The 21,630-nt window shown below is 45.6% G+C and carries 21 protein-coding genes and 1 other RNA gene; all 22 read left to right on the forward strand.

Annotated elements, in window-relative coordinates; translation table 11 throughout:
- Nucleotides 1-36: 36 nt before the first annotated feature.
- The 22 genes from AC1DOV_RS27190 (at nucleotide 37) to rnpB (ending at nucleotide 21,602) form a co-directional block, all read left to right on the forward strand.
- On the forward strand, nucleotides 37-531 hold the full coding sequence (locus AC1DOV_RS27190; protein ID WP_477511366.1) for a hypothetical protein: 495 nt from the start codon (nucleotides 37-39) through the stop codon (nucleotides 529-531).
- Nucleotides 532-680: 149 nt separating this feature from the next.
- The gene (gene yqfC, locus AC1DOV_RS27195) at nucleotides 681-959 is read left to right on the forward strand and encodes a sporulation protein YqfC (RefSeq protein ID WP_076266890.1); all 279 of its coding nucleotides are present in this window, start codon (nucleotides 681-683) and stop codon (nucleotides 957-959) included.
- A 48-nt stretch (nucleotides 960-1,007) separates the two neighbouring features.
- The gene (gene yqfD, locus AC1DOV_RS27200; protein ID WP_076266891.1) at nucleotides 1,008-2,207 is read left to right on the forward strand and encodes a sporulation protein YqfD; all 1,200 of its coding nucleotides are present in this window, start codon (nucleotides 1,008-1,010) and stop codon (nucleotides 2,205-2,207) included.
- Nucleotides 2,208-2,213: 6 nt separating this feature from the next.
- The gene (locus AC1DOV_RS27205; protein WP_054026960.1) at nucleotides 2,214-3,185 is read left to right on the forward strand and encodes a PhoH family protein; all 972 of its coding nucleotides are present in this window, start codon (nucleotides 2,214-2,216) and stop codon (nucleotides 3,183-3,185) included.
- Nucleotides 3,186-3,202: 17 nt separating this feature from the next.
- A complete protein-coding gene (locus AC1DOV_RS27210; protein WP_477551492.1) occupies nucleotides 3,203-5,449 on the forward strand; it encodes an HD family phosphohydrolase in 2,247 nt (748 codons plus the stop codon).
- A complete protein-coding gene (ybeY, locus tag AC1DOV_RS27215; RefSeq protein ID WP_477511368.1) occupies nucleotides 5,446-5,943 on the forward strand; it encodes an rRNA maturation RNase YbeY in 498 nt (165 codons plus the stop codon). Before AC1DOV_RS27210 ends, ybeY begins: the two co-directional genes overlap by 4 nt.
- Nucleotides 5,943-6,305, forward strand: coding sequence for a diacylglycerol kinase family protein (locus AC1DOV_RS27220; RefSeq protein WP_477511369.1), 363 nt, complete (start codon nucleotides 5,943-5,945; stop codon nucleotides 6,303-6,305). Before ybeY ends, AC1DOV_RS27220 begins: the two co-directional genes overlap by 1 nt.
- Nucleotides 6,306-6,329: 24 nt before the next feature.
- Entirely contained in the window at nucleotides 6,330-6,767 is a 438-nt protein-coding gene (gene cdd, locus AC1DOV_RS27225) for a cytidine deaminase (RefSeq protein WP_477511370.1), read from the forward strand.
- Between the two features lie 8 nt (nucleotides 6,768-6,775).
- Nucleotides 6,776-7,699: a GTPase Era gene (gene era, locus AC1DOV_RS27230; RefSeq protein WP_054024225.1), complete on the forward strand. Its 924-nt coding sequence runs from the start codon at nucleotides 6,776-6,778 to the stop codon at nucleotides 7,697-7,699.
- Between the two features lie 100 nt (nucleotides 7,700-7,799).
- Entirely contained in the window at nucleotides 7,800-7,961 is a 162-nt protein-coding gene (locus tag AC1DOV_RS27235) for a YqzL family protein (RefSeq protein ID WP_076266896.1), read from the forward strand.
- A gap of 127 nt (nucleotides 7,962-8,088) precedes the next feature.
- Entirely contained in the window at nucleotides 8,089-8,832 is a 744-nt protein-coding gene (recO, locus tag AC1DOV_RS27240; protein WP_477511372.1) for a DNA repair protein RecO, read from the forward strand.
- A 153-nt stretch (nucleotides 8,833-8,985) separates the two neighbouring features.
- Nucleotides 8,986-10,527, forward strand: coding sequence for an MDR family MFS transporter (locus AC1DOV_RS27245; RefSeq protein ID WP_477551493.1), 1,542 nt, complete (start codon nucleotides 8,986-8,988; stop codon nucleotides 10,525-10,527).
- 358 nt (nucleotides 10,528-10,885) lie between these two features.
- Nucleotides 10,886-11,773 (forward strand): glycine--tRNA ligase subunit alpha, encoded by an 888-nt coding sequence (gene glyQ, locus AC1DOV_RS27250; RefSeq protein WP_076266899.1) that lies wholly within the window; start codon nucleotides 10,886-10,888, stop codon nucleotides 11,771-11,773.
- Nucleotides 11,766-13,847, forward strand: a complete 2,082-nt coding sequence (gene glyS / locus AC1DOV_RS27255) for a glycine--tRNA ligase subunit beta (protein ID WP_477551494.1) — start codon at nucleotides 11,766-11,768, stop codon at nucleotides 13,845-13,847. Before glyQ ends, glyS begins: the two co-directional genes overlap by 8 nt.
- 27 nt (nucleotides 13,848-13,874) lie before the next feature.
- Entirely contained in the window at nucleotides 13,875-14,690 is an 816-nt protein-coding gene (locus AC1DOV_RS27260) for a pyruvate, water dikinase regulatory protein (protein ID WP_076266901.1), read from the forward strand.
- 101 nt (nucleotides 14,691-14,791) lie between these two features.
- Nucleotides 14,792-15,241 (forward strand): YaiI/YqxD family protein, encoded by a 450-nt coding sequence (locus AC1DOV_RS27265; protein WP_339209682.1) that lies wholly within the window; start codon nucleotides 14,792-14,794, stop codon nucleotides 15,239-15,241.
- Between the two features lie 41 nt (nucleotides 15,242-15,282).
- The gene (gene dnaG / locus AC1DOV_RS27270) at nucleotides 15,283-17,136 is read left to right on the forward strand and encodes a DNA primase (protein ID WP_477551495.1); all 1,854 of its coding nucleotides are present in this window, start codon (nucleotides 15,283-15,285) and stop codon (nucleotides 17,134-17,136) included.
- An 18-nt stretch (nucleotides 17,137-17,154) separates the two neighbouring features.
- Nucleotides 17,155-18,285 carry an RNA polymerase sigma factor RpoD gene (gene rpoD, locus AC1DOV_RS27275; protein WP_053376806.1) on the forward strand — a complete coding sequence of 377 codons (1,131 nt, stop codon included), beginning with the start codon at nucleotides 17,155-17,157 and terminating at the stop codon, nucleotides 18,283-18,285.
- A gap of 126 nt (nucleotides 18,286-18,411) precedes the next feature.
- Nucleotides 18,412-19,248: a hypothetical protein gene (locus AC1DOV_RS27280; RefSeq protein ID WP_339203430.1), complete on the forward strand. Its 837-nt coding sequence runs from the start codon at nucleotides 18,412-18,414 to the stop codon at nucleotides 19,246-19,248.
- Nucleotides 19,248-20,021, forward strand: a complete 774-nt coding sequence (locus tag AC1DOV_RS27285; RefSeq protein ID WP_477551496.1) for a tRNA (adenine(22)-N(1))-methyltransferase — start codon at nucleotides 19,248-19,250, stop codon at nucleotides 20,019-20,021. The genes AC1DOV_RS27280 and AC1DOV_RS27285 overlap by 1 nt, the downstream gene beginning before the upstream one ends.
- Nucleotides 19,997-21,118: a Nif3-like dinuclear metal center hexameric protein gene (locus AC1DOV_RS27290; protein ID WP_477551497.1), complete on the forward strand. Its 1,122-nt coding sequence runs from the start codon at nucleotides 19,997-19,999 to the stop codon at nucleotides 21,116-21,118. The genes AC1DOV_RS27285 and AC1DOV_RS27290 overlap by 25 nt, the downstream gene beginning before the upstream one ends.
- A gap of 77 nt (nucleotides 21,119-21,195) precedes the next feature.
- Nucleotides 21,196-21,602: RNase P RNA component class A (gene rnpB, locus AC1DOV_RS27295), an RNA gene on the forward strand.
- The last annotated feature ends 28 nt before the right edge of the window (nucleotides 21,603-21,630 follow it).

Genomic DNA, 21,630 nt, shown 5'->3' on the forward strand with positions numbered 1-21,630 from the left:
GGATCAACGTAACTGAGCCTTGGAGGTGAAGGCAAGTTGAAGATTATAGAATTTCTGATGAATAACATATTTATCGTTGTCGTTATATTGGGTGCGCTGGCTTCGATATTCGGCAAATCCGGCGCGAAGAAGAAGCCTGGTCAAATGCCTGACTTTGGCGGCGGAGGGCTGCCGCGTTCATTGTTCCCGCAGTCCGGAGAACAGGAGCGAGAGGTAGAGCGCCCGCAACCGCAACCGCCGCAGGCAGCTGGAGGAACGGTTTATCGCTCTGTAACTGACGTTGAGCGTTCTTCTGATATGAATTCGACACGTTCTAGCAGAGAGAGCGCAGAAGCGCCGCAAACAGCTTCTCTGCAGCGCGCGCTTCAAAGAGCAGCAGCTAACAAAGAAACAGCACAGGTTGCAGCACAGCGCAATTATGGAAGCCAGAGCATCAACACAGCATCCATTCGATCCGATGATTTGCGGAAAGCAGTTATTTGGGCCGAAGTATTAGGACCGCCTCGCTCGAAAAAACCTTTTCGAAAATAAATTTAAACCGCCTAAGCGCTGCGCTTAGGCGGTTTTTTTATTTTGGAGCCATAATTATCGAGCGGTTTGCATATTTTGGTACAGTACATGAAAATCGCCATTCCTTTGCTTTACTTTTAGCAAACCTTGAAGGAGGCAAAGAATCGTACATGCGCCACATAAAAAAGAGATTTCGCAAAATGACAGCAGAGCTGCTTGATATGCCGCATGATGTCGTATTTGATTTGCCGCGATTAACAATGATTGGAGACTGCCAATTATATATCGAGAACCATCGTGGTGTTGTTCATTTCTCTAGTGAGCGATTGAGACTCGCACTAAGCAAAGGCCAGTTGGAGGTTACGGGAAGCTCTCTAGTTATCCGCACCATTTGGACAGAAGAAGTGTTTATTGAGGGACAAATTACGAATATTCAATTGATTCCATGAAATAGATAAGGCGATTTTCTATATTAATAGCTGAGGTAATGGAGGGGAATGGACGTGAGCGGACAAGGTGCAAATTGGTTAAAGGGTATGGTCACCATTCATATTCGGGGGGGACAACCTGAGCAGCTCGTCAACCGAGCGCTGGCTGGCGGCTTGCAGCTGTCTTCCATCAGATGGACAAGCAGCGGCTTGCTTGAATGTGAGCTGTCAATCAGTGATTTTTTTGGCCTTCGTCCGTATTTAAAAGAGACAGGCTGTCGTGTTCATGTTACGAAGCGCAAAGGATTGCCTTTTCTGCTTGTCAAAGCAGAGCGCAGAAAGCTGTTTGCGGCTGGCATCGTGTTGTTTTTTGCGATTATCTTTATGCTGTCCTCGCTTGTTTGGAGCATCGAAGTGCAAGGCAATGTCAAGCTGACGGAGGATCAAATAAGGGCTGCTGCCAAAGAGGAAGGCTTATATCCTATGCAGTGGTCTTTCCGTTTAACCGATGCTGATGTGCTGTCCAAGCAGCTTGTTCGCAAGCTTCCAGGCTCAACCTGGGTTGGTGTGGAGAAAAAGGGGACAAAGGTTATTATTCAAGTGGTTGAATCAACGATACCGGATAAGGCTTCCTTGAATACACCTCGACATTTGGTGGCATCTGATGATGCTGTAGTTACCGAAATTATAGCAGAGGCGGGACGGCCCGTCGTTCGAAAAAATACGAAAGTGAAAAAAGACCAAATTTTGATCTCGGGAACGATTGGGGGAGAAATGAACTCGCGCACTGTCGTTGCCAAGGGCAATGTTCGTGGGCTTGTTTGGTACGAATTTGAAATTTCTTCACCGCTTGTTCAACAGGTTAAGGTGTATACTGGAGATAAAGAGACGAAATGGTTTGCAGTCATCGGCTCGAGAGCGCTTCAGCTTAGCGGGTACGGTGATTCTGCTTTCGGAAAATCCGAATCGATTAAGCATGAGGAGAAGGTTTCCTGGCGCAATTGGTCTCTTCCAATTGGTAGAATGAAGGAGACCATAATGGAAACCCGTATGGAAGACCGCACGCTTACCGAAGAAGAAGCGAAGAACGTCGGCATTCTGCAGGCTAAAGCCAAATTGCTGCTTAAAACAGGCAGCGATGCAGTCATCCGCGATGAAATTGTTTTGCATGAAAAGGCGGACAATGGTAAAGTTTATATGAAAGTTCTTTTTGAAGTCGAGCAATCTATCGTTAAGGAAATGCCACTAGTCCATATGCAGGGAGAATGAGGATTGTTGCAAATTGAAACGAAAGTAGTAAAGATACCGCTCGGCAACGCAGCGGAAGGACTTGGAGTATTCGGACCACAGGATAATTTTTTACGTCTCATTCAAGCGCAAGTAGAGTCTTCGATTACATCGCGTGAAGCGGAAATTGTCATATCAGGTCCTGTAGAAGAGGTTGATTCGTTAGAACAACTATACAATGTGCTCTTACAGCTCGTTCGCGGGGGCTATAAGCCATCAGAGCGTGATGTTGCATATGCACTTGAGCTCGCCAGATCGATGCAGGCAGAAGAGCTGTTGGACTTGTTTAAGAAAGAAATTACAACTACCTTCCGTGGTAAGCCGATTCGGGTAAAGACGATCGGTCAACGCCATTATGTGAAGACGATCCGCAAGAAGGATATCGTGTTTGGAATAGGCCCAGCCGGAACAGGTAAGACATATTTGGCCGTTGTGCTCGCTGTCGCTGCTTTGAAGGAAGGCTCGGTAAAAAGAATTGTTCTTACGAGACCTGCCGTAGAAGCGGGAGAAAATCTCGGCTTTTTGCCAGGCGATTTGCAGGAGAAGGTCGATCCTTATCTTCGTCCTTTGTATGATGCACTGCATGATGTGCTTGGACCTGATCAGACGGTCAAAGCGCTTGAGCGCGGAATGATTGAAATTGCTCCGCTTGCTTATATGCGCGGCAGAACGCTTGACGATGCGTTTATTATTTTGGATGAAGCACAAAATACGACGCCTGAGCAAATGAAAATGTTTCTAACAAGACTAGGATTTAGTTCTAAAATGGTTATAACGGGAGACGTTACGCAAATCGATTTACCGCGGGGCAAAAACTCCGGCTTAATTGAAGCTCAGCGGATTCTGAGAGACATAGAGGAAATTGGCATCATCCTTTTCTCAGAGCAGGACGTCGTTCGTCATTCGCTCGTTCAAAAGATTATTGTTGCCTACAACTGGGATGCTGAAAACAAAGCCTAGAAAGGAATGTCTGCTGCATGAACCAAAACCAGACCGGAAAACAAGGGAACTTGCGGCCGTCCAAAACGGCGGGTTGGAAGCAGAGTGCAGCCGTTCGCTGGGTGCTGATGTTGATGTTTGTGCTGCTATTCTATTTCAGCTTAGCTCCGCATCTCGTTCCTGAAACCTATGATATTCAGGAGGGCGCTGTAAGCGAGAAGGATATCAAAGCGCCCTTCCAAATTAAAGACGAGAAGGCGACTAGACAAGCGGAAGAGGATGCAGCCGAGAAAGTCGATGTCATCTATTCGATAGTACCGCTACGCAACGAGGTGCTTGTAGACCAAATCTTTGTTCGAATAGAGCAGCTGAATCAGGACGACCAAGTAACCTTGCAAAATAAGATTGATATTTATCGCAATGAAATCCCAGGTCGTTATTCGGAGTATATTGATACCTTTGTTAAGCTGAATAAGGGCCGTGGAACGTATAACAACACGCTGCTTGAGGAAATGGCGCTTATTGCGAAGGAGCAGCAATACACCATTCCGGAAGAAACCTTTTACAAGATGCCCAATCTAACAGCAGAAACGCTAACCGAGATGCGCGATGTAGCTCGGGATATTGTGCGTAAACTGACAGTAGAGCAGCTTCGTGATGCGGAAACCGCTCGAACACAGGTTGCGGAACTTGTTAATGCAAGCTCGCTATCCAGCCGGACAAGCAGAGAAATTGTGCAGGAGCTTGCGAGATTTGCCATCATGCCAAACAAGTTTCTGGATAAGGAAGCGACGGACGAGGCTAAAGTGCAGGCTAAGCAAAACACGCCGCCTGTCGTAATTAAAGAAGGTGAGCTGATCGTGAAGCGCGGTCAGACGATTACGCCTGAATTGTACAAGCTGCTCGTAGATTCTTCCCTGCTGCAGGATCGTAAGACTTATTGGCCACAGTTCGGATTGCTAATCATGTCTGTGATGTTTATCGTCGTCATTTACGCGTATTTGCATCAGTCTGGAAGTATCAATGGGATTAAGCCCAAATATAACAACTCTTCTCTTTTGATGTTGTGGCTCATCTTTCTGATCAATATTATTACGATGGAGATTACTTCGTTGACGCAGACGGATGCTGCCCCTTATGCGGGTTATTTGGCTCCTGCTGCTCTCGGAACGATGCTGATTACCTTGCTGCTAGATATGCATCTAGCCATGATCAGCTCCATAATATTTGCAATAATGGGCAGTATTATATTGAACACGAGCCAGCATCAAATTTTTGATTTCCAGTATGGCTTTGTCATTATTGTCGTTTCGTTTGCTGCCATCTTCTCGATTCATAGAGCGAGTCAGCGATCAACAATATTGAAGGCCGGAATAATGGTGAGTTTATTTGGCTCCTTGTCCGTTTTATCCATTTTACTGCTGTCTGAACAGCTGGAACGTGCTCATTTCATCTATTCTGTTGCTTTTGCGTTTGCTAGCGGTTTGATTACTGCGGTGCTCGTCATTGGCTTGATGCCGTTCTTTGAAGTTACATTCGGCATTTTATCTGCGCTTAAGCTTGTAGAGCTTTCGAATCCCAATCACCCGCTGCTTCGCAAGCTGTTGACTGAAACGCCGGGAACCTATCACCATAGCGTAATGGTGGGCAATTTGTCAGAGGCGGCAGCAGAATCAATTGGGGCAGACGGCTTATTATGCCGGGTTGGCTCGTTTTACCACGATATTGGGAAGACGAAGCGGCCGAATTATTTTATCGAAAACCAATCCAATATTGAAAATCCGCATGATACGATTGATCCTAAGTTAAGCAAATCAATCATTGTTGCTCATGCGAGAGACGGCGTCGATATGCTTAAAGGGCATAATATCCCTAAGCCGATTCGCGATATTGCAGAGCAGCACCATGGGACAACATCGCTGAAATTCTTTTATTACAAAGCGATAAAACAAGCGGAAGAACAAGGTGTCGAACCTGCGTTTACGGAAGATGATTTTAGGTATCCTGGTCCGAAGGCACAGTCAAAGGAAGCGGCTGTTGTTGGCATTGCTGATTGCGTGGAAGCAGCGGTTCGCAGCCTTCGCAACCCGACAGTAGAGCAGGTAGAAGCAATGATTAACAAAATTATTAAAAGCAGGCTGGATGACAATCAATACAATGAATGTGATTTAACGTTGAAGGAGCTGGACAAAATTGCGCATTCACTTAAGGAAAGCGTAATTGGCATCTTCCATTCACGTATTGAATATCCGGATGATGTGAAAACAAAGGAGCGTTTGTCATGAGCTTGCAACTCGGTTGGAGCAATGAGCAGGAAAAGCTGGAAATACTCGAGGATTGGATTACAAAAATAGAGCAATTGCTGCAATTGGCTGGTGAAGCGGAAGGCATTTCCGATGGTGAGGTGTCTTTAACATTCACAAACGATGAGGAAATTCATCAGCTGAATCGTGAATATCGCGGAATTGATCGTCCAACCGATGTATTGTCATTCGCTATGCAAGAAGATGGCGTGGATGAGCTTGATATTATTTTTGAAGTGGACAGCGAGGATGAGAAGGACCCGATCTCAGGCATGCTTGGCGATATTATAATAAGCGTGGATACGGCTCTTGCTCAAAGCGAGGAGTACGGTCATTCCTTGGAACGCGAAATCGGCTTTTTGTTTGTACATGGTTTTTTGCATTTGATCGGTTACGATCATCAGGATGATGAAACCGAAGCCGAAATGACCGCTAAGCAAGAAGCGATTTTGCAGCAGGCTGGCTTAACTCGTTAATGCGAAAAGTTATATCTAGTTTCGCAGTTGCAATATCCGGCATAGGCTTTGCTCTTCGGACTCAAAGTCATATGCGGTTTCACGCAATTGCCGCCGCAGTGGTGTGCTGTTTAGGTTTTATGCTATCACTTAAGCCGCTTGAATGGGCGATTATTTTAATGGCGATCGCCCTCGTGATAAGTGCTGAAATGGTAAATACGGCAATTGAACAGGCGGTTGATCTAGCAAGCCCCAATATTCATCCAGTAGCTAAAGCTGCTAAGGATGTTGCTGCTGGGGCGGTGTTAGTTGCTGCTGCAATTTCTGCAATTATAGGGCTGCTCATACTTGGGCCGCCCTTATGGCATTTAATAATGGATTAAAAAACGGGGAATGGCGGGATATTTATGGTGGTTTTTGAAGGATTGTCGGAGTCTTACACTTCGCTAATGATTTCGGCTAAGGAAGCGATGTCAAGAGCATACGTTCCTTATTCAAATTTCCAGGTTGGAGCAGCACTGCTTGACGATGAGGGCCAAGTCCATTATGGTTGCAACATAGAGAACGCAGCTTACAGTCCAACAAACTGTGCGGAGCGTACCGCATTATATCGCGCAGTAGCGGATGGAAAGCGACCAGGACAATTCCAAGCAATAGCTGTTATTGGCGATACGGATACTCCAATCGCGCCATGCGGCGTTTGCCGCCAGGTTCTAGTTGAGCTATGTCCGCCAGAAATGCCTGTCATTATGGGGAATTTAAAAGGTCAATGGACGATCTCAACCGTTTCAGGCATATTGCCGGGTGCCTTCACGCCGGCTTCATTAGATAATAGGGAGCGTTAAACAAGAATATGAATCAAAAAACATCAAATGAACGCAGCAACAAAAAATTTCGGTCCGGTTTCGTAGCTATAATCGGCAGGCCAAATGTTGGTAAATCAACGTTGATGAACCATCTTATCGGTCAAAAAATTGCGATTATGTCAGATAAGCCGCAAACGACACGGAATAAAATTCATGGTGTTTATACGACAAATGACACACAAATCGTGTTTCTTGATACACCTGGTATTCATAAACCACAATCCAAGCTTGGGAATTATATGATGCAAACCGCGGAAAGCGCGCTTCGTGAAGTGGAAGCAGCGCTCTTTCTAATCGATGCGTCAGAGGGACTAGGCGGCGGTGACCGTTTTATTATTGAACAGCTGAAAAAAGTGAAAACACCTGTTTTCCTAGTAATGAACAAAATCGATAAAGTAGAGCCTGAACAGCTTCTGCCGATGATTACACAATATAATGCATTGCATGAATTTGCGGAAATTATCCCAATTTCAGCGCTTAAGGGTAATAATGTGGAAACCTTGCTTGAACAGCTGACACGTTATTTGCCAGAAGGACCACAGTATTATCCAGCAGATCAAATTACTGATCACCCTGAGCAATTTGTTTGTTCGGAGCTTATTCGCGAGAAAATATTGCATATGACGCGTGAAGAGATTCCACATTCAATCGCAGTGACCATTGAGGATATGCGCGTAAAGGAAAATGGAGTCGTCTATATCGGCGCTGTTATTTTTGTAGAGCGTGATTCTCAGAAGGGTATCATCATTGGCAAAAAAGGTGATTTGCTGAAGGAAGTTGGCAAACAAGCGCGAAAAGATATCGAAGCGCTCCTTGGCTCACGCATCTTTCTTGAGCTGTGGGTAAAAGTGAAGAAGGATTGGCGCAATCAGGAGCGTGTGCTGAAGGATCTTGGTTACCGGAACGAATAAGCATAATTGACGTATTTTGTTAAGGATAGACATGAGCGGTTTATCGCATCCTATTAACGTCTGAAGCAGCATTTCAGGGGACGGAAAGGGATGAATACGTATGCGGAATTTTTCGTGGAAGTATTTTACGTTGACCGGGGATGTCGAGTCTTTCATGTTATACAAGGAAATACACCAATACGGAGCAGAAGGCAGCTCCGATGCGTTAGTAGGAAATCAGGATGAGCTTGCCGAGCTGGACCTCGAGGACACATCTGTCTAACGTATCAATGGCATTATTTGAATCGGTTGATCAAGTATAGAGCTTTTGTGTTTTTAACAGCTAAACGTATGTTTGCCGCCATGGGACGGTAAACATACGTTTCTGCTTTCAGGGGAGAGTTTGCATTATGTTGTATCGTGTCGAGGGAATTGTGCTGCGAAGCATGGATTACGGGGAAGGCAATAAAATTGTTACTCTGCTGACGAAGACAAATGGAAAAGCGGGTGTACTTATACGCGGAGCGAAAAAGGTGAAAAGCAAACATTCTTCGCTCGCGCAGCCGTTTACATATGGAGAGTTTGTTTATTTCCGAAGCAGCGGGCTTGGCACGCTTAATCATGGTGAGATTATTGAATCTCACCATGTTTTGCGTGAGAAGCTTGATTTGGCTGCTTATTCCTCTTACGTAGCAGAATTGACGGATCGTTCAATACAGGACGACGAGGCAACGGGTTTTCATTTTGAGCAGCTAAAAGCATGTCTTTCTGCACTTCAAGAAGGCAAAGACCCGCAAATCGTTTCTCATCTTTATGAAATGCGCATTTTGGATTTGTCTGGTTATGCTCCTGCACTTGATGAGTGTGTAAGCTGCGGAAACGTTGTTGGTCCTTTTAAACTTTCTCCCTATGCGGGTGGAATATTATGCTCAAGATGTACTGGTAAAGATCCTCATGCGATTTCGCTAGGGGAGGGTGCTTATAAGCTGCTTCGTTTGTTCCGCAGGATGGATATGAGAAGACTTGGTTCAATTCAAGTGAAGCCTGAGACAAAAGCAGAGCTGAAAATTGCTATGCGTAAGCTGTTAGATACTCATTTAGGAATGCAGTTGAAATCGCGTAATTTTCTTGATCAGCTCGATAAATTGATGTAAAGAAATTCATTTCTTGAAATGGGTGCTTTTGGTTTGTTATCGGTCTCAAGACGGAGGGAAGGCTCATTCCTCTGCATGATTTCATCATCTAAGAAATTGATTTATGATAGATGAGGTTGTTTGAGATTCATAGTAATTGGAGGGGTTGACCTGATGTCTACAGGACAAAATAGACTGGGCTTTGTCGTGGCCGGACTTTTGCTTGGTATACTGGTCGCATCAATCGATAATACGATTGTATCGACAGCAATGGCAACGATTGTATCCGATCTTGGCGGCTTGGACAAATATGTGTGGGTTACATCTGCATATTTGGTAACAGAGATGGCAGGCATGCCGATTTTTGGGAAATTGTCTGACATGTATGGGAGAAAACGTTTTTTCGTTTTAGGTATTTCTTTATTTCTAATCGGCTCTGTTCTTTGCGGAACGGCTGAATCGATTACGCAGCTGACCATTTACCGTGCTATTCAAGGTATTGGCGGCGGTGCGATGATGCCAATTGCCTTTGCAATCGTATTTGACATTTTTCCAGCAGAGAAACGCGGTAAAATGGGTGGATTGTTCGGTGCTGTATTTGGTACCTCAAGCTTGTTTGGACCGCTTGCAGGCGCATACTTAACGGAATATATCAATTGGCGCTGGATCTTTTACATCAATGTACCCATTGGTCTTGTGGCACTTGCTTTTATCGTTATTTATTACAAAGAGTCGCTTTCTCATTCCAAGCAAAAGATCGACTGGTGGGGAGCAACGACACTTGTGGGCTCTATCGTCTGTCTCATGTTTGCACTCGAGCTCGGTGGAACTGAGTTTGCTTGGGATTCAGTGCAAATTATTGGTTTATTTGCTGGCTTTGCGGTTTTACTCGGCATCTTTCTTTTCGTGGAAACCAAGGCAGCAGAACCAATTATTTCGTTTAATATGTTCAAACAAAGACTGTTTGCAGCAAGTACGGGAGCGGGCTTATTCTACGGAGCGGCGTTTATTACAGCAGCTTTATATATCCCGATGTTTGTCCAAGGCGTATTCGGCGGAACAGCGGTTAGTGCAGGTTTAACTTTACTGCCTATGACCTTGGGATCAGTTATTGCGGCGCAGCTCGGTGGTTTATTAGTCAACAAAATGTCCTATCGCAGCGTCATGATGATTTCAGCTGTTATATTTATTACAGGTATTTTCTTGCTATCCACCATTACGCCGGAAACAACAAGGTTTATGTTGTCCGTGTATATGTTCTTAACTGGATTTGGTATCGGCTTCTCATTCTCTGTGCTTGGAATGTCCTCCATTCATGGATTCGATATGCGGCAAAGAGGAAGCGCCACATCTACGATGTCCTTCATTCGTTCATTAGGCATGACAGTAGGGATTACGGTATTCGGCATTATTCAGCGCAACCACTTTACAAAGGGTATGACTGATGCTTTTGCAGGTGGGGAAGGAGCGGCTCCGATGACGGAAAATGCACGCGAGCTGTTATCACCGGAGAAGCGTGCGGAAATACCGGCTCCAGTCATGGAGAAAATTGTTGCCGCTTTGTCAGATTCAGTATCAACCACGTTCGTTTGGTCTATTGTTCCCGCAAGCTTAGCATTAGTTTGTGTTTTGATGATGGGGAATACGGGTATGAAAGATATTATCGGCAAACGTGATGGAAAAACGTCTAATACAGATGAGATTCGTGCACATTAGCGGCTTTATTATGATACCTAGGATCGATGTTTGACAATTGGCATAAAGAAGCATAAAATAATGCAATATGAATATTGGGCAGTGATGGAGAAAGTAATCGTTTTAAGCGGACTTGGTTAGCGAGCTGGGGAAAGTGAAAGCCCAGACGGTCAAAACGATGAAAAGGCACTCCGGAGTCGTATACAAGCAAAGAGGGTTTGCTCTTAAGGAGCTGACCAAGTAGGGTGGAACCGCGGGATTACAACTCTCGTCCCTACGTCTGGGAGCAGGCGTAGAGACGGGAGTTTTTTGCGTATAAACGCCTTTGCCTGCTTCGCTTTGACGGACACAAAACAGAGGAAGAAGGAGAGGGTCAGTTATGAATTTTCAAAAAATGATTTTGACTTTGCAGCAGTTCTGGGCTGAACAAAATTGTATTCTCGTACAGCCTTATGACGTTGAGAAGGGTGCAGGAACGATGAACCCTATGACGTTTCTACGCTCGATTGGTCCTGAGCCTTGGAATGTTGCCTATGTGGAACCATCAAGACGTCCAGCGGACGGTCGATACGGTGAGAACCCAAACCGTTTATACCAGCATCATCAATTCCAAGTTATTTTGAAGCCATCGCCTGACAATATTCAGGAGCTTTATTTGGAAAGCTTGAAGCAGCTAGGCATTGATGCACTTGAGCATGATATCCGTTTCGTTGAGGATAACTGGGAATCACCAACTCTTGGCGCTTGGGGTTTAGGCTGGGAAGTATGGCTGGACGGCATGGAAATTACGCAATTCACATATTTCCAACAGGTTGGCGGCATTGATGCTAATCCTGTCGCTGTTGAGATCACATATGGTATGGAGCGTTTGGCTTCTTATATTCAACAAAAAGAGAATGTTTTTGATTTGGAATGGGTTGAAGGAGTAACCTACGGTGACGTCTTCAAACAACCAGAGTATGAGCATTCCAAATATACATTCGAGACATCGGATACAGCAATGCTGTTCTCTTTATTTAACATGTATGAGCAGGAAGCTCAAAAAACGATGGAGCATCATCTTGTGTTTCCAGCGTACGATTACGTATTAAAATGCTCGCACACCTTTAACCTGCTCGATGCGCGCGGCGCAATCAGCGTAACGGAAAGAACGGGCTATATTACACGGGTAAGAAATTTAGCGCGTGCTTGCGCATCGACATACTACGAGGAAAGAGAACGTCTTGGATTCCCTTTGCTGAAGAAAGGAGTGGAGCAGCATGACTAGAGATTTGTTGCTTGAAATCGGACTTGAGGAAGTGCCTGCTCGGTTCGTGCGCGGTGCGATGAACCAGCTAAAGGATAAAATGGTGAAGTGGCTTGCGGACTCAAGAATCGAACACGGCGCTGTAAATGTGTATGCTACACCACGCCGAATTGCTGTTCTAATTAACGACGTAGCTGAGAAGCAAACGGATATGAATGAAGAAGCTAAAGGTCCTTCTCGTAAAATTGCTCAAGACGACCAAGGCAATTGGAGCAAAGCTGCTCTTGGATTTGCTAGAAGCCAAGGCGTTGAGCCTGAACAGCTGTATTTCCAAGAACTAGCTGGCGTTGAATATGTTTATGCTACCAAAAGCAGCATCGGTACAGACACAGCAGCGGTACTGCCAGATGGCTTGCTCAGCTTGATTACTTCGATGTCTTTCCCGAAAAACATGCGTTGGGGCAATCATGAGCTAAAGTTTGTTAGACCGATCCGGTGGTTGGTTGCACTATTTGGTCAAGATGTGATTCCTTTTGAAATTACAGGGGTACAAACTGGAAATACAACACGCGGACATCGTTTCCTTGGCAATGATGCAACTGTACAAGAACCTGCTCAATACGCTCAGCGCCTGCGCGAGCAGCATGTTCTTGCTGATGTCAGCGAACGTGAAGAGCTGATTGTAGCTCAGATCGATCGTCTAGCCAAAGAAAAAGGCTGGGAGATTGCAATCAAGGAAGATTTGCTTGAAGAGGTTGTTTTTCTAGTTGAATATCCAAACGTATTGTTTGGCGGCTTCGACCCAGCTTTTCTACACATTCCGCAGGAAGTGCTTATTACATCGATGCGTGAGCATCAACGGTATTTCCCGGTATTCAACAGCGAAGGTGAGCTTCTTCCGTTTTTCGTTACGGTTCGCAACGGCGATCTTAAGTCGATCGAGCTAGTATCGAAAGGTAATGAGAAAGTACTGCGCGCAAGACTTTCGGATGCTAAATTCTTTTATGAAGAAGATCATAAGCTCACGATAGAGCATGCTCTTTCGAAGCTTGAGAATATCGTATATCACGAAGAGCTAGGCTCAGTAGCTGACAAAGTAAGACGCATTCGTGCAACAGCTGATCTTCTGAGCAAGCATTTGCTGATCGATGAGCAAACGTCCAGCGACATTAGCCGCTCTGCTGATATTTGCAAATTCGATCTCGTATCCCAAATGGTTTATGAATTTCCTGAACTGCAAGGCATTATGGGGGAAGATTATGCTCTAAAAGCAGGAGAGCGAGCTTCAGTGGCGAAAGCCATTAATGAACATTATCAGCCGCGTTTTGCCGGAGATCTAGCTCCATCTGAATTAACAGGAGCAATCGTAAGCTTAGCGGACAAAATCGATACAATCGTTGGTTGTTTCTCGATCGGCATCATTCCGACAGGCTCGCAAGATCCTTATGCCCTTCGCAGGCAAGCAGCAGGTATCGTTCAAATTATTTTGGCGCACGGCTTGAAGCTGGAGCTAAACGATTTGTATGATGCTGCGCTATCCGTACATGAGAACCGCGGCCTTAAACGCGACGCTGCTGAAATCCGCAAAGATCTTTCTGATTTCTTTGCGCTTCGCGTTAAGAACGTATTGTCCGAGCAAGGCGTTCGTTATGATGTTGTAGATGCCGTTATGGCTTCTGGTTTTGCAGATCTGAAATCGACCATCGAGCGTGCGAGCGTCGTTCAAGCGCTTGCTGCAAGCAGCGATCGTACTGAATTTAAGCTAACTGTCGAGCAGTTTAACCGTGTCAGCAATCTGGGTTCCAAAGCTGCTGATTCAGCGGTTGATCCAGCTTTGTTCGCAGAACAGGTGGAAACAGAGCTGTATCAAACATGGCTAGCGCAGCGTCCAACGTTTAAACAAGCGATTGATGAGGGAGATATTTCAAGAGCGGTACAATCTTTATCATCGTTGAAGCCGTTTATTCATAACTATTTTGAGAATGTTATGGTCATGGCGCCTGATGAGGCTGTTCGTGCGAATCGATTGTCAACGCTTGCTGGTATCGCAGAAGATATTGCGATTATCGCAGATTTCTCGAAGCTCGTTTGGTAATTGAGTCCGTAAGGAGGATGATAGATCATGTCTCGTTCTAATCCCGAAGTAATCGTATATGTCGTCTCCGATGCAGCTGGTGATACAGGGGAGCTTGTTGTACGCGCAGCAATCGCGCAATTTCATCCACTTCATACCGATATCCGCAGAGCCCCTTTTGTAACGGAAGAGGCAGGCTTGCTGCGAATTATTGAGCAGGCGCAGCAAGTTGATGCAATAGTGATCTATACACTCGTTATTCCGCATCTTCGCGACAGCATGAAAAAGTTTGCAGAGGCATACAGCGTTACCGCGATCGATCTTTTGGGATCTTTTATCGAGACGCTGGAGAAGCGGACTGGGCGGAAATCACGTCAAGAGCCTGGTCTTAATCATGTGCTTGATGCCAATTATTTCAAAAAGGTAGATGCTGTAGAATTTGCGGTAAAATATGATGACGCGAGAGATACATCCGGCGTACTAAAAGCAGATATTGTACTCGTTGGCGTATCACGCACGTCAAAAACGCCTTTATCGATGTACCTCGCGCATCAGAAGTTCAAAGTTGCTAATGTGCCGCTAGTCCCTGAGCTAAAGCCGCCAGACGAATTGTTTAAGCTGCCAAAACGCAAAATAATCGGGCTTACAATAGGTGTTCCATACTTAAATACAATACGCAAAGAACGCCTTAAAGCACTTGGCTTACCGAATAATGCATCTTATGCGACTCCTGATCGTATTGAAAAGGAACTGCTTTATGCCGATACTATTATGAAGCAGCTAGGCTGCGTTGTGATTGACGTATCACATCGAGCCGTTGAAGAGACAGCAAGTTTGATTATGGAATATGTACGTTTGCCATAATGTCAAGCGGAAGGATTTTTTAGAGTTATGCCGTATATAATAGTATAGGAAAAGAATTTGAAACCGAGCGGTGATTTTCTATTCGTCAACAAAAACCTACCATTGTGGTCGATGCGGATGCATGTCCGGTAAAAACGGAAATAGGTGAAACGGCAAGACTCTTTTCTGTAGCAGTACTTATGGTTGCTTCTCACGACCATCGGCTGGAGCCTCAGCCTGGAGTAGATATTGTACAGGTGGACCGAAGCAATCAATCTGTCGATCTATACATTGTGAACCATATTGTGCGTGGAGATATTGTCGTTACACAAGATTTTGGACTGGCATGCATAGCAATCGGCAAAGGCGCTGTCGTATTGTCTCCTCGCGGAGAACAATATACCGATGAGAACATTGATTATTTGATGGAACGTAGACACGAACTTGCGAAACGTCGCCGTACCGGAGGCAAAACAAGAGGGCCAAAAGCGATGAACAACGACGATCGTGCACGGTTTCAACAAAAGTTGACAAAAGTTTTACGAAATGAGCAGGAGAACCATGACGTATAGCGAATATTATTTACGTGTTACTAGGATGAAGGTGATGAACGATGACATACGGTAATAAAATACCGGAAGAGGTCATTGATGCGGTTCGCAAGCATTATGACATCGTAGAGACGGTCGGGAAATATGTTCATCTCACGAAGCACGGCAAATATATGAAGGGGTTATGTCCGTTCCATTCGGAGAAGACTCCCTCATTTACAGTGACGCCGGAGCTCCAAATTTACCATTGCTACGGCTGCGGTAAGGGCGGCAACGTTATTCGTTTTTTTGAGGAAATGGAAGGTTATTCGTTTCCTGAAGCTGTTCGAGTGCTGGCGATGGATGCGGGAATGCCTGTAACCTGGGCATCACCAGATGGAGTGAAATCCACGCCGCATGATGCAGACCGAGCCAAGATCATTGAGGCGCATGAGCTGACAATTAAGTTATATCATCATGTGCTGAATAACACGAAGCAAGGACAAGCGGCAAAGCAATATTTGCGGGATCGCGGACTTAGTGATAAGCTGATTGATCATTTTATGATTGGTTACGCTCCTGAGGAATGGGACTTGCTGGCCCGGTTTTTAACGAATCGTGGGTTTGATCTTGCATTGATGGAAAAAGGCGGATTGCTTTCGGCTAAATCTGACGGGAGTGGATATGTGGATCGGTTTCGAAATCGCATTATGTTTCCGATATGGGATCGAGACGGCAAAGCTACCGCGTTTGCGGGTCGCATTATAGGCGAAGGACAGCCGAAATACTTGAATACCTCGGAAACGATGCTGTTTACGAAAAGCAGAACACTTTACAATCTGCACTATGCGCGGCCATCTATTCGAAAGAGTAAGCAAGTTGTATTGTTTGAAGGTTACATGGACGTCATTAAATCATGGAGCGCTGGCGTAAAAAATGGAATTGCCACGATGGGAACGGCTTTGACCGAAGAACATTGCGCTATTCTAAAACGACAAGCCGAAGAAGTCATTGTATGTTATGACGGTGATGATGCAGGACAAGCAGCAGCATTCAAATCAATTCCGATGCTTGAAGGCGCAGGCCTCAAAGTATCGGTGGCGATGCTTCCGAAAGGAAAGGATCCCGATGATTATATAAGCGAATATGGTCCGGAGTATTTCTTGCGAGAGATAATGGATCAGCCGGTATCGGTGACAAAATTTAAGCTTATATATTCAAGGAAAAACCATATACTGCTAAAAGAAGAAGGTAGAAAGAACTATCTGCTTGAGGCGGTACAAATTGTTGCAGAGCTTGATTCTTCAACGGAACGCGAAGTCTACCTGAAGGAAATTTCACGAGAGTTCGAAATCTCACTGGATGCTTTGAAACAGGACTGTCATCAAATTAGACAGGAGCTGCAAAAAAAGAAACCGCAAGGGGATAATAACGACAATTCGTGGAATAATGGTAGGAATGAAAAGCCCCGAAAGTCTGGACCACCTACTCTTATGCCTGCTTACACACATGCAGAACGAAGGTTGCTGCACGTTATGATGCGGGATCGAGAGGTAGCGCAATCGGTTCATGAACGACTCGGCGATGCGTTTAATGTAGAGGATCACGCAGCTCTTGCTGCTTATTTATACGCTTATTTTGCTCAAGGCTATGATCCGGATGTCAGCCGCTTTATTGCAACGCTGCATGATGACCGATTAGAACGTACAGCTGCATCGATTTTGATGATGGACGGTGACTTTCCGTTCGATGATACGACGATGGACGCATATATCCAAGACATTATTAAAGTACCGCAGTATCGTGATATTGAACGCAAGAAAGAAGAAATGGTGCGTGCTGAGCGTACCGGAGATTTTTTGGCAGCAGCACAAATAGCAAGTGAGATTATAACCCTAGAGAGACAGCTCAAAGGACGACAGGAAGATCGTTTCTAGGGGGGAGGGAGTCGGAATATGGCGAATGATCAACATACTGAACTAGATACCGAACAAAAACTGGATCATGTGAAGGATCAATTGATTGAGCAAGGCAAAAAGAGGTCATCTTTGACGTATAAAGAAATTATGGATAAGTTGGCTCCGTTCGATCAAGACCCTGAACAAATTGATGAATTTTTCGAACAGCTCGATGATTTTGGGATTGAGGTACTGAACGAAAATGACGAAGAAAATCCACTCGCTGCCCAAGGGGAAGAGCAAGAGCGCGAACAGGACGACTTTAACTTTGATGATGATCTAGCTTTGCCGCCGGGTATAAAAATTAATGACCCGGTACGTATGTATTTGAAAGAAATCGGTCGGGTTCCACTTCTTTCTGCAGATGATGAGGTTGAACTTGCACAACGTATCGAGAATGGTGACGAGGAAGCAAAACGTAGACTTGCGGAAGCGAACCTACGGCTTGTTGTCAGTATTGCGAAACGTTATGTAGGTAGAGGCATGTTGTTCCTTGATTTGATTCAAGAGGGCAATATGGGACTTATTAAAGCAGTTGAGAAGTTTGACCATCAGAAGGGCTTCAAATTCAGTACGTATGCAACATGGTGGATTCGTCAAGCGATCACTCGCGCCATTGCTGACCAAGCACGAACTATTCGTATCCCTGTTCATATGGTGGAAACGATTAACAAGCTCATTAGAGTATCACGTCAATTGCTCCAAGAACTTGGACGCGAACCGACACCGGAGGAAATTGCTGCGGAGATGGAGCTAAGCACCGAGAAGGTTCGTGAGATTATGAAGATCGCACAAGAACCGGTATCGCTCGAAACTCCAATCGGGGAAGAAGATGATTCTCACCTAGGTGATTTCATTGAAGACCAAGAAGCGCTTGCTCCAGCAGATGCTGCTGCGTATGAGCTGCTTAAAGAGCAACTGGAAGACGTGCTCGATACATTGACTGAAAGAGAAGAAAATGTACTTCGTCTTCGCTTCGGACTTGATGATGGACGCACGAGGACGCTTGAGGAAGTTGGCAAAGTATTTGGTGTTACGCGTGAGCGTATTCGTCAAATTGAAGCCAAAGCACTTCGCAAACTGCGTCATCCAAGCCGCAGCAAACGTTTGAAAGATTTCCTCGAATAAAAAAACTTGATGTTTAGTATATTGACCTTTCTGCTCGTGCAGCGAGGTCTTTTTTCTAAAATGCCAACCTCATACATACGGACTTGTGCAGGCAAGACAAGTCGACCGAAAGGATAGCGGGATTTTATGAATCAGGATCGTCGGCAAATTATCGTGAAAGAAATTGATCATTGGCGGCGAAGCAAGCTGCTGCCAGATCAATATTGTGACTTTCTGCTGAATTTGTATGCTGATCAAGATACGATCCAAACAACTAAAGAACAGCATCATACAGTTGGAAAAGCAATCGCCGCAGTACAACGAGCTACAGGTATGCAATGGCTACTTACATTTGGAACTTTTACCTTAATTTCCTTTGTTGTGCTTTATTTTAACGAATTTCATCCGTTATTGCAAATGGCTGTTGTGGTCGGCGCGGTGGCTGTTTTTTTACTTACGGGACAGCGACTTCGCAGCCGCAACGAGTCAGCTGGATTGGCAATAACAAGTACGGGAATGCTCCTCCTTCTAGGCGGGGGATTGTATATGTTGAATCTGCATGCTTTTGATCATTGGGGCTGGAAAACAGGCTTATTAGCCTTTTGTTCGATCTTTTGGGTTGTTTACGGAATAAAGGCTCGCATTCCTGCCCTTCATTTAAGTGGATGGTTGGCGGCTATACTTGTTTATGCGTGGCTGCTGTCACAATTTATGCTGGATTCGAAATGGTATGAGGTGCAGCTATACTGGCTGCCTATCGCTTGTTTATTTGGCTGGAGCAGTTGGTTTGTACATCGCTGGTCGAAGCCGGTATCTGCTGTTTTGTTTGCAACCTGCGCGCTCGTGTGGTTTATGCCTGAGCTATACTCGGTCATGTTCGTAAATGATGCGATTTTGTTGCAGCTGCAGCTCATTGTCAAAATAGCGATAGGCGGCATAATATTATTTTCAATGCGAAAACAATGGATGGTGTGGGTTGTATAATGTTAAAACTATCAAGGCGTCTGCAGAAGATTGCAGATTACGTAACCACGGGCTCGCGTGTAGCTGATATAGGCTCGGATCATGCGATGCTCCCCGTATATTTGCTGCAAATCGATAAGTGCCCTACAGCGATCGCAGGAGAGCTGAACCTCGGTCCCTATGAGGCAGCGAAGAAGCAAGGTGCTGCTGCTGGAATGACTGCTCGTTTGACAGTCCGGCAAGGCGATGGCCTGAACGTGCTTCAGCCTGGTGAGGCTGACACGGTCACAATAGCCGGTATGGGCGGCAGCCTTATGAGCGATATATTGGAGGCAGGTCATGCGGCGGGCAAGCTAGAAGGGGTTGTAGAGCTTGTGCTGCAGCCTAATGTAGGTGAAGAAGTCGTACGCGAATGGCTATTGAAGCATAATTGGTATTTGGCTGCAGAAAGCATTCTCGAAGAAGACGGAAAAATTTATGAAGTGATGCACGCCATACGTGTATTGGATGCTAAAGCGCGCAATAGCGAGCTTTATGATGGCAGCTTCTTAAAGGTTAAGTTGGCGGATGACAAGCTATTTGGTGTTTTGAAGCAAATGGGTCCGTATTTGCTTCGCGAGCCTCAGCCTGTATTGCTTAAAAAATGGCGTCATGAGCTGAATAAGCTTGAGCGTATTTGTGATCAGCTGGGTGGATCTGATCTTGCTGAATCAGCGAGTAAACGCGAGCAGTTTCAGGCGGAGATGAACGTGATTGAGGAGGTTTTACAATGCTTGCCAATGGACAAACCGTGATCCAGTTAATGGAGCAGCTTGCGCCTAAGCATTATGCGGTTGAGAATGACAAAATCGGCCTGCAGCTTGGCACATTAAATAAACCGATTAAGAAGATCCTCGTTGCATTGGATGTGACGGATGCTGTTGTTGATGAAGCGATCGAGCAAGGTGCTGAGCTTATTATCGCTCATCATGCGATCATATATCGGCCGCTTGCAAAGCTGGATACATCAACTGCGGCAGGGCGCCTATACGAGAAGCTTATCAAAAACGACATTGCCGTTTATATTTCACATACCAATCTTGATGTGGCAGATGGCGGAATAAATGATTGGCTCGCTGATTTAATCGGTATCGTGCCGGATAACCGCCAGTGTTTGGAGGAAGTGCATACGGATAAGCTGTACAAGCTTGTTGTATTTGTACCAGAGAGCCATCACGAGCAAGTGCTTGAGGCTATGTGGCGTGCAGGAGCAGGTAAAATTGGCAGCTACAGCAACTGCAGCTTCAATATAAAGGGGACAGGAACATTTATTCCTGGATCAGGAACGAACCCGTTCATTGGCGAGGAAGGAAAGCTGGAGTGTGCTGATGAGATTCGGATTGAAACGATCGTGCCTCACAGCGTCCACCGCAAAACGGTCCAAGCTATGCTCAAAGCACATCCGTATGAAGAGGTTGCTTATGATTTATATTCAGTCGATTTAAAGGGCAGATCATTTGGACTGGGCAGAGTCGGCAAGCTAGCCGAGCCGACGACACTGGGTGAGCTTGCGGAACAAGCGAAGCAATTATTTGATGTTCCAGCAGTGAGAGTCGTTGGTGCACTCGACCGAGTCATTCGCAAAGCCGCTGTACTCGGAGGTGCGGGTGGTAAATATGTACGCCATGCTGTATTTTCCGGCGCTGATGTGCTTGTCACTGGAGATATTGATTATCACACGGCACATGATGCGCTGGCTGCAGGAATGACGATCATCGACCCTGGTCATAACATTGAAAAAGTGATGAAGCAGAAGGTTGCAAATTGGTTGAATGAACAGCTTGTGAGCAGTAAATATGAAACGACAGCGGTTGCTTCTTCCTTGAACACAGAACCGTTTACTTTTATATAGTTAAATTATTATTAGATTGGAATGGCATTGAGGGTTGAGCTTTTGTGAAATACCTTGTATACTTAACGATGCCACGGAAAGTTTGACAGACAATCGCTGGCGGCCTTGTTGCCGCGAGAGGAAAGTCCGGGCTCCGCAGGGCAGGATGCTGGATAACGTCCAGTCAGCGCGAGCTGAAGGATAGTGCCACAGAAATGGACCGCCGATGGCCGGCTTTTAGCCGGAACAGGTAAGGGTGGAACCGTGGTGTAAGAGACCACGAGGAGCATAGGTGACTACGTTCCTGGTAAACCCCATCTGGAGCAAGACCGAGAGGACGCCGCAGCCCCTAAGCTGCAGCCTTAGCCTGAGGCGCGTCCGGGTTGGTTGCTGGAGCCGTATAGTAATGTACGGCCTAGATAGATGATTGTCGCTTCATCGTGGGAGGGTCGTTCCCGTTTGGACCACCAGAAGTACAGAACCCGGCTTACGACAAACTTTCCGCACGACCTTACACTTACAAACAAAGAGCA

Source organism: Paenibacillus sp. 01T47 (genome assembly GCF_056398245.1).

Coding starts and splice junctions, on each gene's coding strand:
- yqfD (WP_076266891.1), top strand. CDS start 1,008: ATGGACGTGAGCGGACAAGGTGCAAATTGGTTAAAGGGTATGGTCACC.
- AC1DOV_RS27290 (WP_477551497.1), top strand. CDS start 19,997: ATGCTTGCCAATGGACAAACCGTGATCCAGTTAATGGAGCAGCTTGCG.
- glyQ (WP_076266899.1), top strand. CDS start 10,886: ATGAATTTTCAAAAAATGATTTTGACTTTGCAGCAGTTCTGGGCTGAA.
- rpoD (WP_053376806.1), top strand. CDS start 17,155: ATGGCGAATGATCAACATACTGAACTAGATACCGAACAAAAACTGGAT.
- ybeY (WP_477511368.1), top strand. CDS start 5,446: ATGAGCTTGCAACTCGGTTGGAGCAATGAGCAGGAAAAGCTGGAAATA.
- cdd (WP_477511370.1), top strand. CDS start 6,330: ATGGTGGTTTTTGAAGGATTGTCGGAGTCTTACACTTCGCTAATGATT.
- AC1DOV_RS27285 (WP_477551496.1), top strand. CDS start 19,248: ATGTTAAAACTATCAAGGCGTCTGCAGAAGATTGCAGATTACGTAACC.
- AC1DOV_RS27210 (WP_477551492.1), top strand. CDS start 3,203: ATGAACCAAAACCAGACCGGAAAACAAGGGAACTTGCGGCCGTCCAAA.
- dnaG (WP_477551495.1), top strand. CDS start 15,283: ATGACATACGGTAATAAAATACCGGAAGAGGTCATTGATGCGGTTCGC.
- era (WP_054024225.1), top strand. CDS start 6,776: ATGAATCAAAAAACATCAAATGAACGCAGCAACAAAAAATTTCGGTCC.
- recO (WP_477511372.1), top strand. CDS start 8,089: ATGTTGTATCGTGTCGAGGGAATTGTGCTGCGAAGCATGGATTACGGG.
- AC1DOV_RS27280 (WP_339203430.1), top strand. CDS start 18,412: ATGAATCAGGATCGTCGGCAAATTATCGTGAAAGAAATTGATCATTGG.
- yqfC (WP_076266890.1), top strand. CDS start 681: ATGCGCCACATAAAAAAGAGATTTCGCAAAATGACAGCAGAGCTGCTT.
- AC1DOV_RS27260 (WP_076266901.1), top strand. CDS start 13,875: ATGTCTCGTTCTAATCCCGAAGTAATCGTATATGTCGTCTCCGATGCA.
- AC1DOV_RS27245 (WP_477551493.1), top strand. CDS start 8,986: ATGTCTACAGGACAAAATAGACTGGGCTTTGTCGTGGCCGGACTTTTG.
- AC1DOV_RS27220 (WP_477511369.1), top strand. CDS start 5,943: ATGCGAAAAGTTATATCTAGTTTCGCAGTTGCAATATCCGGCATAGGC.
- AC1DOV_RS27235 (WP_076266896.1), top strand. CDS start 7,800: ATGCGGAATTTTTCGTGGAAGTATTTTACGTTGACCGGGGATGTCGAG.
- glyS (WP_477551494.1), top strand. CDS start 11,766: ATGACTAGAGATTTGTTGCTTGAAATCGGACTTGAGGAAGTGCCTGCT.